Annotated in this window: 12 protein-coding genes; 6 read left to right on the forward strand and 6 right to left on the reverse strand. The window is 64.9% G+C overall.

The genetic code is table 11. The features are described 5' to 3' along the window. Window positions 1–6 precede the first annotated feature (6 nt). Window positions 7–1554 carry an ABC transporter substrate-binding protein gene (locus MesoLj_RS14850; RefSeq protein WP_244735423.1) on the forward strand — a complete coding sequence of 516 codons (1548 nt, stop codon included), beginning with the start codon at window positions 7–9 and terminating at the stop codon, window positions 1552–1554. A gap of 46 nt (window positions 1555–1600) precedes the next feature. Beyond that, window positions 1601–2281 carry a TetR/AcrR family transcriptional regulator gene (locus tag MesoLj_RS14855; protein WP_202326486.1) on the forward strand — a complete coding sequence of 227 codons (681 nt, stop codon included), beginning with the start codon at window positions 1601–1603 and terminating at the stop codon, window positions 2279–2281. On the opposite strand, the gene MesoLj_RS14860 is transcribed toward MesoLj_RS14855, so the two are convergent. Next, complete coding sequence (locus MesoLj_RS14860; protein ID WP_202326487.1) at window positions 2278–3816, reverse strand: trimethylamine methyltransferase family protein; 1539 nt, start codon at window positions 3814–3816, stop codon at window positions 2278–2280. The two genes, MesoLj_RS14855 and MesoLj_RS14860, sit on opposite strands and share 4 nt — an antisense overlap. 71 nt (window positions 3817–3887) lie before the next feature. Then, window positions 3888–5990 (reverse strand): oxidoreductase, encoded by a 2103-nt coding sequence (locus tag MesoLj_RS14865; RefSeq protein ID WP_202326488.1) that lies wholly within the window; start codon window positions 5988–5990, stop codon window positions 3888–3890. Window positions 5991–6319: 329 nt separating this feature from the next. Here MesoLj_RS14865 and MesoLj_RS36295 point away from each other — a divergent pair, with 329 nt between their 5' ends. The 4 genes from MesoLj_RS36295 (at window position 6320) to MesoLj_RS14885 (ending at window position 10424) form a co-directional block, all read left to right on the forward strand. Continuing rightward, window positions 6320–6610 (forward strand): YciI family protein, encoded by a 291-nt coding sequence (locus MesoLj_RS36295; protein WP_244735425.1) that lies wholly within the window; start codon window positions 6320–6322, stop codon window positions 6608–6610. A gap of 15 nt (window positions 6611–6625) precedes the next feature. Continuing rightward, entirely contained in the window at window positions 6626–7687 is a 1062-nt protein-coding gene (locus tag MesoLj_RS14875; protein WP_202326489.1) for a maleylacetate reductase, read from the forward strand. Between the two features lie 30 nt (window positions 7688–7717). Continuing rightward, window positions 7718–8635, forward strand: coding sequence for an intradiol ring-cleavage dioxygenase (locus MesoLj_RS14880; RefSeq protein WP_244735427.1), 918 nt, complete (start codon window positions 7718–7720; stop codon window positions 8633–8635). Between the two features lie 91 nt (window positions 8636–8726). Beyond that, entirely contained in the window at window positions 8727–10424 is a 1698-nt protein-coding gene (locus tag MesoLj_RS14885) for an extracellular solute-binding protein (RefSeq protein WP_202326490.1), read from the forward strand. A 3-nt stretch (window positions 10425–10427) separates the two neighbouring features. On the opposite strand, the gene MesoLj_RS14890 is transcribed toward MesoLj_RS14885, so the two are convergent. From MesoLj_RS14890 to MesoLj_RS14905, 4 genes are all read right to left on the reverse strand, one after another. After that, window positions 10428–11234 carry an SDR family NAD(P)-dependent oxidoreductase gene (locus tag MesoLj_RS14890; protein WP_202326491.1) on the reverse strand — a complete coding sequence of 269 codons (807 nt, stop codon included), beginning with the start codon at window positions 11232–11234 and terminating at the stop codon, window positions 10428–10430. Window positions 11235–11245: 11 nt separating this feature from the next. Then, entirely contained in the window at window positions 11246–12103 is an 858-nt protein-coding gene (locus tag MesoLj_RS14895; protein WP_202326492.1) for a sugar phosphate isomerase/epimerase family protein, read from the reverse strand. An 11-nt stretch (window positions 12104–12114) separates the two neighbouring features. After that, window positions 12115–12912: an SDR family NAD(P)-dependent oxidoreductase gene (locus MesoLj_RS14900; protein WP_056570808.1), complete on the reverse strand. Its 798-nt coding sequence runs from the start codon at window positions 12910–12912 to the stop codon at window positions 12115–12117. 67 nt (window positions 12913–12979) lie between these two features. After that, complete coding sequence (locus tag MesoLj_RS14905) at window positions 12980–13957, reverse strand: sugar ABC transporter substrate-binding protein (protein ID WP_244735428.1); 978 nt, start codon at window positions 13955–13957, stop codon at window positions 12980–12982. Between the last annotated feature and the right edge of the window lie 45 nt (window positions 13958–14002).

Consider the following 14002-nt stretch of genomic DNA (forward strand, 5'->3'; position numbering starts at 1 on the left):
TGGACCATGGACAGACGTGCATTCCTGAAGGCGGCCGGCGTGCTGGGCGCCGGCCTGGCGATGAAGCCGGGCTTTGCCTGGTCGGCGTCCGGCGACACGTTGCGCATCCGCATGGAAGGCGATCTTCAGTGCCTTGATCCCGCCTTCATGAATGGCGGCATCGAGGATGTCATGATGCGCGGCATCTATGTCTCGCTCAACCATTTCGGCGACATCAGGAAAGGTTCGCCCTGGTCGCTGTGGGGCGCGGAAAAGCTCGAGCAGAAAGACCCCAAGACCATCGCCTTTACCCTGATCGACGGGTTGAAATGGTCTGGTGGTTTCGGCGCGGTGACAGCCGACGACGTGAAATTCTCGTTCGAGCGCATCGCGGACAAGGCGCTGGCATCGCCCTGGGCCTATCAGTTCGAGAAACTCGACCGTGTCGAGGTCGTCGATGGCAGGTCCGGCATCATCCATCTGAAGGAGCCCTACCAGCCGATCTTCGTCACCAGCCTGCCTTACTATGGCGGCCACATCATCAGCCGCGCCGGCACCGAGAAGGCCGGCGGCAAGTTCACCACGCAGCCGCCGGCGACATGCGGGCCCTATCTCTTCTCGGACTGGCAGCAGAAGCAGAAGGTGACGCTGACGGCCAACCCGGACTGGCCGGGCCCGAAGCCGGATTTCTCAAAGGTCGAAATCTATGTCGTGTCGGACGATCAGGCGGCTCAGCTTGCCTATGAAGCCGATGCCTTCGACTACACCAAGATCGCCATTTCGGCGACCAAGGCGGTCAAGGAGAAGCCGCCGGCGGACACAAACCTGATCGAGGCGCAGTCGACCCGTTATGTCTGGCTGACCATCAATATGCTCAGCCCGCGACTGAAGGATCTGAAGGTCCGCCAGGCGGTGCAGTATGGCGTCGATGTCGGGCAGATCCTCACCGGCGTGTATGACGATCTCACCAAGCGCTCCACCGGTGTCGTCCAGCCCGGTACCAAGTTCGCGCGGGCGTCGAATCTGATCGCGGCGCCGGATTATGAGAAGTCGGCCGCACTCCTCAAGGAGGCTGGCGTCGGTGACCTGTCGCTGACCCTGACGGTGATGAACGATTCCATCCGCACCGCGACCGCGCAGATCATCCAGGCCAGCCTCGAACAGGCCGGCATCAAGGTCGAGATCCAGCCCTATGACGAAGCCGCCTTCTGGGGCGTCGGCGACAAGACGCAAGGCGACGGCTACAAGAATATCGACCTGGCGCTGATGGATTTCGCCGGCGGCATCGATCCGTCGGAAAACCTGGTCTGGTTCCGCCCCGACCAGATCGGCGCCTACAACTGGTCGGGCTTCGACAGTCCCGAATTCGAGACCAGCTACCAGCAGTTGGTGGCCGAAAGCGACGAGGCCAAGCGCATCACTCTGTCCAACCGCATGGAAGATTTGATGGAGCAGTCCGGCGGCTTCGTCTTCATCTGCCACCAGCCGCTGGTCGCCATCCACAAGACGGCGTTCGACCCGGTCATCTATCCCGACGGTCACCCCAATCCGGTGCTGTTCAAGAAGAAGGCGTGAACGCGCTTTCATGGACAGGAAGGGCATTATCGATTAGCTGGAGCCCATGACGGAAGCCCAACCAGAAGATGCAAAAAGGAAGCGCGGCGCGAAGAAGGCTCCGCCGCGCTTCAGCCGCGAACAGGCTGACGTGCGCCGCTCCATGCTGGTCGAAGCGGCGACGCGCTGCCTGTCGATCGGCGGCATCGGCGCCTTCACCATCGATCGGATCTGCAGGCAGGCCGGCGTCTCGCGCGGCCTCATCAACCATCATTTCGAAAGTCTCGACGGGCTGCTGGTCGAGGTCTACAAATCCTCGCTCTACGCCAGCGTCAACAACCAGATCGCCGAAGCCAAGCGCCGCCGTGCGGAGACTTCCGATTGGTCGCCGCAGGCCGCACTTGCCGCCCTGGTGCACTCCAATTTCTCGCCCGAATATTTCAGCCGCGAGAACCTGCTGATCTGGCTGTCGCTGTGGGGCGAGATCGCTGTCAACCCGCGCCTCAAGGCGGCGCATCGCGAACTCTACGATGCCTACCGGGCGGAACTCGCCGAGGACATCGCCGCGGTCGCCATACCGCGCGGCAGGCAAGTCGACGCGCCGTCGCTGGCGCGCAATTTCATCGCGCTTGTCGACGGGTTGTGGCTCGAATGGTGTCTTGATGAAAGCGTGGTGACACCACAGGCGGCGGAGGCGGCGGGGTTCGAGATGCTGGAGGCGCAGGTGGGGCCTTTGCGGGACGCCTAGTTCAACGGCGACCCACCCTCGCGTTTGCGCCGCTCCATATAGTCGCGCAGCGCCTCGTCGATGCCGGGATCGATCGGCGGCTGCTCGTATTCGGCGACCATGCGCTTCCACACCACATTGGCCCGCTCGCGCGCCGTGACCTGGCCGCGCTCGACCCAGGTGTCGTAATTATCCCAGTTGGACACCAGCGGCGAATAGAAGGCGCGCTCGTAGCGTTGCATGGTGTGGGCGGCGCCGAAGAAATGCCCGGCCGGGCCGACCTCGCGCACCGCCTCCAGCGCCAGCGTGTCGATGTCGACCACCGGCGGGTCGAAATAGGCCGACATCATCTGCAGCATCTCGGCATCGATGACCAGTTTCTCGAACGATGCGGTCAGCCCGCCGCCGAGCCAGCCGGCGGCATGCAGCACCAGGTTGGCGCCGCCCATCAGGCAGCCCCACAGCGACATGGCGCTCTCATAGGCGGCCTGCGCGTCGACCGAGTTGGCGGCGGTGACATTGCTGGAGCGGAACGGCACGCCGATCAGCCGGCAGAGCTGCCCGGTGATCTGCGCGGCCTGTGTGTATTCGGGTGTGCCGAAGGCCGGCGCGCCGGTCTTCATGTCGACATTGGAGGTGAAGCCGCCATACATAACCGGCACGCCCGGACGCACGATCTGGGTCAGCACGATGCCGGCCAGCGCCTCGGCATGCTGCTGCGACAGCGCGCCCGCAAGCGTCACCGGGCTCATCGCGCCGGCCAGCGTGAACGGCGTGATGACATTGACCTGGCCATGCTCGGCCAATGCGATCAGGCCTTCGGCCATCGGCTCGTCGAGCTGTAGCGGCGAGTTGGTGTTGATGATGCCGGTAAAGACCGGCATTTCCCGCGCGAGGTTCTCGCGCGTCGTGCCGAGTGAAATCGCCACCATCTCCAGCGCGTCGATGGCGCGCCCGCGACCAAGCGCCTGCGGCTGCCAGTTCTTGTCGAGCAAGGTGATCTCGGCATAGTAGAGGTCGAGATGGCGCGTGTTCTGGTGCAGGTCGAGCGGCTCGAACGGACCGCCGCCTTCCTGGTGCAGGACATTGAACGACTGGATGAGTTTCAGATAGTCGCACATCTCGGCATAGGTGCCGGGACGGCGGCCGCGATCATTGTCCATGACATAGGCCGGGCCGCCGACCGACGACAGAATGCAGTGCCTTCCGCCGACCTTGACGTTCTTGGCGGGATTGCGAGCGCGCAGCTCGAACGATGATGGCGCCATGGCGACGCGCTCCATCACCATGGCGCGGTCGAAGCGCACCCGCATCGCGCCTTCGTCGACATCGCAGCCGGCGGCGCGATAGAACTGCCGCGCTTGCGGCTGCAGCACGCGCATGCCGATCTCTTCCAGGATGGTCAGGCCCATTTCATGGATCGTCCGCACCTGGTCGGCCGACAGGACCTCGATCGGCGCATAGGGACGCGTCAGCTGCTTCCACGGACGCTGCTCGATGCCGCCGATTTCGCGCTGCGGGCGGCCGGGTCTGCGACGTGCGGCGGTACGTTCCATGGCCTTCCAGACCTCCCTGTTTGACGCAATTCCTATGGGAAAAACGCTTCACACTTTTCCCGGAATTGCTCCTATTCGGCTGCCGTGCGCATGTCGAAATCCGCCACCGCATCGACGATAGGCGTGTCGCGGCGATAGGGCTGCCAGCGGATCTTCGTGCCGATCTCGCGGGCGAGCTTGTGGCCGCTGTGCACCGCGTGGGCGATGGCGCCCGGCGCCAGCGTGTCGCCAATACGATCGACGCTGCGGATGCCTACGTCCGCAAGCGCGTCCGCCCGTTGCGTCAGCGTCTCGAACAGCTCGTTGCGCGGCAAGCGCAGCCCGACGATCAGCACCGAGCGGCAGGCAATGCGGCTCTCCTCGCCGGTGAACAGATGCGCCAGCGTCGCCGTCTCGCCGTCGAAGGATTTCAACAGATGCAACGTCGTCACCGGCACGTTGCGGCGCGCCAGCGCACGATGCACCAGCGGCAGCTCGTTGGTCATGATCGTCCATGCGGACGCCTGGCCGGCCGGGGTGACGTAGCTGACCGGGATGCCTTGTGCGGCCAGATGCTCGGTCAGCACGCCGCCCATGTAATAGTTGTCGAAATCGAAGACCAAGGTTGGTCCTTGCGGAAGGCGGCCGGCGGCGATGTCGTCGGGTGTGAACACATCCGGGTGGTCGAGCGTGCCGACCGGAATCTCCATCGAGGAATAGAGCATGTTGGTCCAGCGCGCGCCGGTCGCAAGCACGACCCGGTCCGGCGCGAGGTCGACGATTTCGTCCGCGCCCAGAACGCTCTCGGGATAGAGCAAGACATTGCTCATCTCGCCGAGCCGTCCGAGCCGGTAGTCGACGACGCGGTTCCAGGCCGCCAAGCCGGGCAGGGTCTTCTCAAAGGTCAGCCGGCCGCCGAAGCCGCGGCTGCTGTCGGCGAGCGTCACCTCATGGCCACGCCGGCCAAGCGTGAGCGCGCATTCGAGCCCGGCCGGTCCGCCGCCGACAATCAGGATGCGCTCCGGTCTGTCGGCACGCTCGACACGCTCGGGGTGCCAGCCGCGCCGCCATTCCTCGCCGGCGGTCGGGTTCTGCGTGCAGCGCACCGGCACGCCGTCATGCCAACTCGAAATGCAGATGTTGCAGCCGATGCATTCGCGGATCTCGGCCTCGCGGCCTTCGCGGATCTTGGCCGGCAGGAAGGGGTCGGCGATCGAGGGCCGCGCGCCGCCGATGAAGTCGAGCACGCCGCGCTTGATCTGCGAGACCATGGTGTCGGGCGAGGTGAAGCGGCCGACGCCGACCACCGGCTTTTTCGTCATCGATTTGACGAAATCGATCACCGGCTCATGGCTGCCTTCGCCGGTGAAGCGCGACGCCGAACAGTCGGTCGGGCTGGAATCCATCTTGACGTCGAACAGGTCGGGCAGGTCGGCCAAAAGTTCGATCAGCTCATGCGCCTCGGAAGGCTGGTTGCGGCCGGGCCGGCCGCGCAGTTCCTCGAGGCTGACGCGCAGCGCGACGCCGCAATCCTTGCCGACGGCATCCTTGGTGACCTCGATCATCTCGCGCACGAAGCGCACGCGGTTCTCGATCGGCCCGCCGTACTCGTCGGTGCGATGGTTGTACTCCGGCAGCAGGAACTCGTAGCCGAGATAGCCCATGCCGGCATAGACGTAGACCACGTCGAAGCCGGCCGTGCGCGCCTTGCGCGCCGCCTCGGCCTGGCATCGCAGCACCTCTTTCATGTCGGCCTTGTCCATGGTCTTCGGCCGCAGATTGCCCATGAAGCCGACATGCGTGGCCATCCAGGGAATTCCCGATGGCGACAGCGGCGGCAGCCGGCTCGTCCTGTTCATGACGGACGCGCCGCCATGCCAAAGCTCCACGCCGGCAAGGGAGCCATGGCGATGCACGGCCTCCGTCATCAACGCATGGGCACGGATATCATTGTCGTCCCACAAAGTGGCGAAAGGCAGCGGGGCGTCGTCCGAACCGGGATCGATCGAACAGGCGCCGGTGCAGATCACGCCCCATCCGCCCTCGGCCTTGGCTTCGCGGAAGGCGGCGCGGACGCGCGGCAGCGCGTTGGTCATGCCGCTGGCGTGCGGCACCTGGTAGAAGCGGTTCGGCGCGGTGACCGGCCCGATCCGCATCGGCTCGAACAGGATCTCGTAGCGGGGATTGCAGGTCATCGGGGCTCGGCGAATATGCTTGTTGAACGATCGTACAACAAGCATATTCGCCGGCATTGCAGAACGCAATGGCCCAAAGCAACGGCGCTGGGGATCGGTTCGAAAGCAGGGCCAATGCGACGGTGTTGGGATGGACCGATCGCATGGGTTCACAACACGATCGCATTTGTCCAAATTGGACAGATCTTGAAACCGGTCGGCCCTATTTCGGGCTAACCTCTTGCGGCCCGTCTTTCGTCGCCAGCCCTCGAAGGTCACTCGACCCGTTTTGGGGGTCGTTTCGTTCCGATCGCTGGCAACGGCCTGCCGGGCCTTTTGGGAGGAATGTCGTGACACTGTTTGCCGTCCACTGTCTGGACCATGCCGATGCCTTGCCGAGGCGCCTGGCCAACTATGACGCGCACAAGGCGCACCTCGCGCAGGGGCGTGTGAAGACCGTCATCTCGGGTCCGCTGGTGGCAGAGGACGGGGAGACGATGATCGGCTCGCTCTTTGTGTTTTCCGCCGAAAAGATCGAGGATGTCAGGGCATTCAATGCCGCGGATCCCTTCAACGCGGCCAATGTCTGGCAGTCGGTCAGCATCAACCCGTTCCTGATGCGCGTCGACAACCGGAGCTAGGTCCGAGGCGAATTCATGGAACCCTTCGTCTATAACGGCCAGCCGGCCCGCGTCATTTTCGGATCCGGCACCATCCAGCAGCTGCCGGCGGAACTGGACCGGCTGGGTTTGAAGAGGGTGGCCGTGCTGGCAACGCCGCCGCAGGAGCCGGAAGCGCGGCGGCTCGTCGAACAGCTCGGCGGCCGCGCCGCCGGCGTCTATGCGCGGGCGACGATGCATACGCCGGTTGAGGTCACCGAGGACGCGCTGCGTGTCATTCTGGACCTCAAGGCGGACGGGCTCGTTGCCGTGGGCGGCGGCTCGACCACGGGCCTTGCCAAGGCCATCGCGCTGCGCACCGACCTGCCGCAGATCGTGGTGCCGACCACCTATGCCGGTTCGGAGATGACGCCGATCCTCGGTGAGACCAGGGACGGAGTGAAGGTCACCCAGTCGAGCCCCAAGGTGCTGCCCGAAATCGTGATCTACGATATCGACCTCACTCTGTCGCTACCCGCGGCCATGTCCGGCACCAGCGGGCTCAATGCGATCGCGCATGCGGTCGAAGCGCTTTATGCACGCGAGCGCAATCCGGTCATCAGCCTGATGGCGACGGAAGCGATCGGCGCGCTTGCCGTCGCCTTGCCGACAATCGCCGTCGAGCCCGGCAACCGGAAAGCGCGCGCAAAGGCGCTCTACGGCGCCTGGCTTTGCGGCATCTGCCTGGGCTCGGTGGGCATGGCGCTGCATCACAAGCTTTGCCATACGCTCGGCGGCAGCTTCGACCTGCCGCATGCCGAAACGCATGCGATCGTGCTTCCGCACGCGCTTGCCTACAACGCCCCGGCGGTGCCGGACGTGATGCAGCGGCTGCGCGACGTGCTCGGCACGGACGACCCTGCCATGGCGCTCTACGATCTTGCCGGCAAGGTCGGCGCACGGCGTGCGCTCGCGGATATCGGCATGCCTGAAAGTGGTATCGAGCTTGCGACGGACAGGGCGCTGTCCAACCCCTACTGGAACCCGCGCCCCCTTGAGCGCGAAGCGCTGAAGGGGCTGATCGCCCGGGCTTACGCAGGCGAACGGCCGCGCTCCTGACGCGCGGCGACATCTGGAGGAGGACCGACCTTGGGCAAAGCAGAGGCCAGCCATGCGCGGCCGCCGAAATATCCGTATTTCGAGGAGGAGACCTCGGTCGACGTCGTCAACGCGCGCATGGGGCCGGACGTCGATCCGCGCCTGCGCGAGGTGATGAGCGTGCTGGTCAAGCACCTGCACGCCGCCGTCAAGGAGATCGAGCCGACCCATGAGGAATGGCTCAAGGGCATCGCCTTCCTGACCGAAGTCGGCCAGATGTGTTCGGAGTGGCGGCAGGAATTCATCCTCCTGTCCGACACGCTCGGCGTCTCGATGCTGGTCGACGCCATCAATCACCGGCGCCCGAATGGCGCCACCGAGAACACGATTCTCGGACCGTTCTACGTGCCCGAGGCGCCGCGCTACCAGCATGGCGCGAACATCTGCCTGGACGGCAAGGGCGAGCCGCTGGTGGTGCGCGGGCGCGTGGTGGATACCGAAGGCAAACCGGTCGCCGGCGCGCTGATCGACGTCTGGCAGACAAATGACGATGGCTTCTACGACGTCCAGCAGAAGGGGCTGCAGCCGGACTGGAACCTGCGCGGCGTGTTCACCAGCGGCGAGAACGGCGACTATTGGTACCGGGCCGTCAAGCCGCGCTACTATCCGATCCCGGACGACGGACCCGTGGGCAAGATGCTTGCCGCGCTGGGACGCCATCCCAACCGGGCCGCCCATATCCATTTCATCATCAGCGCGCCGGGCTATGACCCGGTCATCACCCATATCTTCACGCCCGATTGCCAGTATCTCGCCGAGGACGCGGTCTTCGGCGTGAAGGATTCGCTGATCGCGGATTTCAAGGAGATCACCGACCCGACAAGCGCGGCGGAGCTTGGATTCACGTCTCCCTATTGGTCGGTGCACTGGGATTTCGTGCTGGCGCGCAAATCGGCGGGCACGGCCTGAGACCCGATAGTCCTCCGACGCCGCTATAGTTTCGTCCATTTTGGACTAAATCATAGCGCCGCCCCGTTTGGCGCGACCCAGAGGAGGTCTCATGAACGACCACGAATTCCTGCGCGTCTACGATTTCGTCGACCGGCTGAGGACGCCGTTCCTCGGTGTCGCCGATGTCGAGGACGAGGCGTCGTGGCGCATGGTCCATTACATCATGCGATCGGAGCTCGAAGGCTATCCGGTGACGATGAGCAAGCTCGCGCTCGTCTCCGGCCTCAGCCATGGGACGGCGATCCGGCGCATCCAGGACATGATCGGCAAGGGGCTTGTCGAGCGCCGGCCATCGCCGGACAAGCCGAGGAGCTTCACGCTGCATCCCACGGAGGAGCTGACGACGCTCGCGGTCAACTATGCGGCGGAAACCAAGGCTCTGATCGCGGAGATACTGGGCGGGCGCGGCACGGAGGAACACGAAACCAACTACTATTTCGGCGCGCCGCGGCGCGGCAACCCGGTCATTCCGCCGATCAACCTGCTGAAGAGCCGGGTCACCGAAGGCGTCGAGCTGCAGTTCCTGCTCAACGACGACAATTATTTCGCGGCGATGCGCAACATGTGGTCGGATTTCCGCAACAACCTCGCCAGTGCCAGGAGCTTCAAGCTCGTCCACCAGAACGACCTCTACCGCGAAGGCCTGGCCAACGGCCAGCGCGCGGTGTCGGCCTATGACATCATCGCCATCGACATGCCCTGGCTGGGCGAGTTCGCGGGCAGGGGCCTGGTCATGCCGATCGGCGACATGATCCGCGAATCCGGCATCAACCCAATGGATTTCCACCCGTCGATCTGGTCGACGACGACCTGGCAGAGGGTGGAATACGGGGTGCCGATCTATTGCACCATCGAGGTGCTCGCCTGCCGCAGCGACCTTTTCGACGGTGCCGGGCTCGCCCTGCCCAGGACCTTCGAGGAGGTGATCTCGGCCGGCCGGGTCTTCCACAATCCGTCCGCGGAGCGCTACGGCATTGCCTGGAACGCGGCGCGCATGCCGCTCGCGTCAAGCTTCATGTTCTTCCTCGGCTGCTGCGGCCAGACAGTGCTGTCGATCCGGCGCACGCCGACCGGCTACTCGACGGAAAATCTCGACCGTCAGCACATGCGGCCGCAGATCGACAGCGAGGCCGCACTCACCGTGCTTGACTACATGCACCGGCTGCTCGAGATCGCGCAGCCGGGCGCGCTCGATGCGCATTGGGACGATTCCTGCGCGGTGTTCCTGAAGGGCCAGAGCGCCATGGGCTATGTCTGGACCATGCGCGCGGCGCAGTTCGAGGCGGAGGTGCGCTCGGCCGTGAAACGCCGGGTCTCCTATGTGCCGCAACCCAGCGGGCCGGGCGGCACCAACACGTCGCCGATCGGCGGCTTCCTGCTCTGCATCCCTTCCAACATCGATCCGAAAAGGCTGCCGCTGGCAACGGAGGCGCTTGCCTGGATGGCCTCACGCGAAGCGATGAAGGAGCATGTGAAGAACGGCTTTCCGGTCGCGCCGCGCTTTTCGGTGAGCGCCGATCCCGAAGCCACCGGCCGTTCGCAACTGGTGCGCTTCGTCGGCAACCTAGGCAACCGCAACCTGCTCAGGAACTGGCAGCGGCCGCCGGTTCCCTTCTACACCGACATGGAGCGCATCATCGGCGAGGAAATCCATGACGCATTGTCGGGCGGAAAATCCGACCGGGCGGCTCTGAAGGACGCGCAGAACCGCATCGACCGGATCATCGACAGCACGATCGGCGTCTGACCATCACGCTATGGCGCGGATCGAGCCGCCATCCACGCCCCAGACCGAGGACGTGACGAAGGACGCAAGGTCGGAGGCGAGGAAGACGATCACATTGGCGACTTCCTCGGGCTTGCCGAGCCGGCCGAGCGGAAGCTGGCGCAACGACATTTCGTGTTCGACCGCCTTCTGCGGTTCCATGTTGTGGAACTTGCCCATCGTCTCGGCAAAGCCGCCCGGCTGCGTCCAGAAAGGTGTCCAGACCGGGCCCGGCGCCACGGCGTTGATGCGGATGTTGTTTGCGCCTTCGCTGCGGGCCAGCCCCTTGGTCAGCGCGAGCACCGCCGCCTTCGAGGCGGAATAGTCGATCGGCACGCCTTCGGGCTGCCGGGCAAGATCGGAAGCGTTGTTGACGATCGAACCCTTGCCCTGCTTGCGCATCACCGGCAGCACGATGCGCGTGGTGCGCACATAGCTCATGAAATTGAGCGAGAAGGTCTTGTCCCACTCCGCATCGCTGAGCTGGTCGAAGGTGCGGACCGCGCCCGAGCCGACATTGTTGACCAGCACATCGAGCCCGCCACCCAGATGGGCGATCGCCGCGCCGACCTTGTCCTCGATATCGCCGGCGGAGGAAAGGTCGGCCTTGAAGGCCGTCGCCTGTCCGCCGGCCGCCGTCACGGCCTCCACCGTTTCGCCGAGGCCAGCGGCATCGATGTCGAGCAGTGCCAGGCGGCACCCTTCGCGTCCGAAGGCGATCGCGGTTTCCCGACCGATGCCCTTGGCGGCGCCAGTGATCAGCACCGTCTTGCCCTTGAGATTGGTGTCCATGGTATCCTCCCTTATTTCCCGGCGAACTGCGCCATGGTGGTTTCGAAAGAGCGCCGCGCCGCTTCCTCGAGCGGCAGGACGCGGTGTTTCCTGGAGATGACTTCGACCGAGTAGAAACCGTCGAAGCCGGTACGCTGGATCGCGTCGATGAAGGCCGACGGATCGAGCACGCCTTCGCCGCAAAGCCGCCGCTGATAGATCGTGTCTTCCCAGAGCGTGCCGACGACATCCGCATCGGCGTCGTCGAGTTCGACGGAGACGACATACTGCCGGGGAACCTTGGCCACCGCCTCATAGGGGATGCCGCCTCGGCCGATATGCCAGATGTCCAGCAGCAGGCCGCCATTGCGCTGTGCCGCGCCTTCGACAATGGCGCATGCGGTTTCCAGCGTGCCGACATTGGAAAAGGGCATCACCTCCAGCGCGATGCTGGTTCCGTAGCGCGCCGCATCCTGGCAGATCTCGGCGAAGCTGTCGGTCACATGCGCCAGGTCGATGGTCTTGGCGTCGAATTCCGGTGCGATCTTGACGTCGCGCGCGCCAAGCGCCTCGGCCGCCTCGAACAGCTCCTTGCGCACCTTGTCGGAGGCAAGCTTCAGCTCGCCGCCGGAGAACCAGTGGGTGATGAATTCCAGCTCCACATGCGGCATGCCGTTGGCATCGAGAATGCGGCGCATTTCCTTGAGGCCGATCTGCTCACGCGTGGCCTGGAGGTCGGCGTGAATGAGACCGACGCCCTTGTAGCCGGCCTTGGCCGCCGCCTCGACGCGTTGGGCAAAAGGGAAGGGGCTGATCTCGTTGGGCGCGAAGGGATAGACATCGCCCGCGATCGTCCAGTAGGCGGCGACGAGTTCCGTGCTCTTGGTCATGGTTCGCCCCCTCAGACCGATGCGCCTTCGGACCCGGTCCGGAAGTCGAAGCTGGTCGTCAGGCCGCCATCGGCGACGATTTCGGCGCCGTTGAGCGCGGTCGAGGCGTCACAGAGCAGGAAGAGCGCCGCGCGGGCGACTTCGCCCGGATCGAGGATCCGGCCCGAAGGCTGGCGATTGGCGCGCGTGGCAAGGAAGCGGTCCGGGTCGCTGGCCGACTTCATATGCCGTTCGAACAGGCCGGCCAGCATGGGGCCGGGGCTCAGCACATTGGCGCGAATGCCCTGGCGGGCGTGGTCCATGGCCACGGTCCGCGTCAGCTGGCGCACGGCCCCCTTGGAAGCGGCGTAGATCGCGAGCTGCTGCTCGGCGAAGGTTGCGTCGATGCTGGCAACGGCGACGATCGGGCCGCCGCCGCGCGCGATCATCAGCGGCAGCAGCGCGCGGAAGGCGAGCGCCGTGCCGATGAAGTTGACGGACATGGTCTTTTCCATCGCCGCCTTGTCGAACTCCAGCACGGTGCCGACGTTCAGCATGGCGGCCGAGGTGACCAGTCCGAGCGTGCCCGGATCGATGGCGGTCACGGAGCGGGCGATGTCGCTCCAGGTCTCCTCGAGCGACACGTCGCCCCGGACATGCGTGTAGAGTTCGCTGGAGAGCTCCGAAGGCGCCGGCGCGAGATCGACGCCGATGGTGCGCACGCCGCTCGCGACCAGAAGATGGGCGATCTTGGTGCCCAGACCGGAAGCCGTGCCTGAAACCACGACGAGTTCAGGCAGAACATTGGTAAACAGTGGCTCCTCGGCCATGGGGTACTCCTCGGTTCCTAAATCAGATTGGAAGGCGCGGCGGGAGGCCCGCCGCGCCCGGATGGGATCAGCGCCCGATGGCGCCGTCGCAGTCGGAAATATTGGCCTTGGTGACGATCTCGTGCGGCAGGAAGATCTCCTTCTCGACCTTCTTGCCGTCGAGGAGATCGATCACCGCCTTGGCCGCGTATTTGCCGTCATCGATCGGCGACTGCAGCACGGTCGCGTATTGCGTGCCGTCCTTGATCTGGTTGACGCCTTCGATCGAGCAGTTGGACCCGACGAGCACGAGGCTGGCCGGATCGATGCCGGCGCGCTTGGCGGCCACGATCACGCCCGACATCATGTTGTCGGCCTGGGCGTAGACACCCTTCACGTCGGGACCGACCTGGGTGAAGAGCGCGGCGGCGGCGTCGGTGGCCTTCGTCTGGTCCCAATTGCCGTTCTGCTTGCCGGCGACGACGATGCCCTTGGCCTTCTCGGCCAGCACCTCCTCGAGGCCCTTGGAACGCGCGATCTGCGGCGGTGTTCCCGGCACGCCCTCGACGATGAAGATCTTGCCTTCCGTGCCGAACTTCTTCTCGGCGAAACCCTTGATCATGGCCTCGCCGGCGGACTGGCCGTTGCCGATATCGGAGGGGCCGGTGAAGACGTTCCAATAGTCCGCGTATTTGTCGTCGGGCTTCGAGTTGGTGATGACCAGCGGAATGCCGGCCTGGTTGATCTTGCGCAGCGAGGGCACGATGGCGCTCGCGTCCGCCGGCCACAGCACGATCGCGGCCGGGTTCTGGGCAAGCGCCTGGTCGACCTGCGATGCCTGCTCGGCGGCATCGAAGTTGGTGATCTTCACGTCGAGATCGATGCCGGCGGCGCTGGCGACTTCCTTGAAGGCGCGCTGGTGGAGGGCGCAGTATTCGCATTCCTCGCTCACCGTCAGCAGGATCACCTTCGATCCCTTGGCGCCGGCGAATGCCATGCCGGGCATGGCCAGTCCCGTGAACACGCTGGCCATCAGCGCGAGTTTGGTCAATTTCGCAGTATTCATGTCGTCGTTCCTCCCGTTTCAGGTTGCACGTCACCCATCCCCGCC

It is taken from the genome of Mesorhizobium sp. 113-3-9 (assembly GCF_016756515.1).
Lineage (GTDB): Bacteria > Pseudomonadota > Alphaproteobacteria > Rhizobiales > Rhizobiaceae > Mesorhizobium.

Coding starts and splice junctions, on each gene's coding strand:
- MesoLj_RS14850 (WP_244735423.1), top strand. CDS start 7: ATGGACAGACGTGCATTCCTGAAGGCGGCCGGCGTGCTGGGCGCCGGC.
- MesoLj_RS14855 (WP_202326486.1), top strand. CDS start 1,601: ATGACGGAAGCCCAACCAGAAGATGCAAAAAGGAAGCGCGGCGCGAAG.
- MesoLj_RS14860 (WP_202326487.1), bottom strand. CDS start 3,816: ATGGAACGTACCGCCGCACGTCGCAGACCCGGCCGCCCGCAGCGCGAA.
- MesoLj_RS14865 (WP_202326488.1), bottom strand. CDS start 5,990: ATGACCTGCAATCCCCGCTACGAGATCCTGTTCGAGCCGATGCGGATC.
- MesoLj_RS14875 (WP_202326489.1), top strand. CDS start 6,626: ATGGAACCCTTCGTCTATAACGGCCAGCCGGCCCGCGTCATTTTCGGA.
- MesoLj_RS14885 (WP_202326490.1), top strand. CDS start 8,727: ATGAACGACCACGAATTCCTGCGCGTCTACGATTTCGTCGACCGGCTG.
- MesoLj_RS14890 (WP_202326491.1), bottom strand. CDS start 11,234: ATGGACACCAATCTCAAGGGCAAGACGGTGCTGATCACTGGCGCCGCC.
- MesoLj_RS14895 (WP_202326492.1), bottom strand. CDS start 12,103: ATGACCAAGAGCACGGAACTCGTCGCCGCCTACTGGACGATCGCGGGC.
- MesoLj_RS14900 (WP_056570808.1), bottom strand. CDS start 12,912: ATGGCCGAGGAGCCACTGTTTACCAATGTTCTGCCTGAACTCGTCGTG.
- MesoLj_RS14905 (WP_244735428.1), bottom strand. CDS start 13,957: ATGAATACTGCGAAATTGACCAAACTCGCGCTGATGGCCAGCGTGTTC.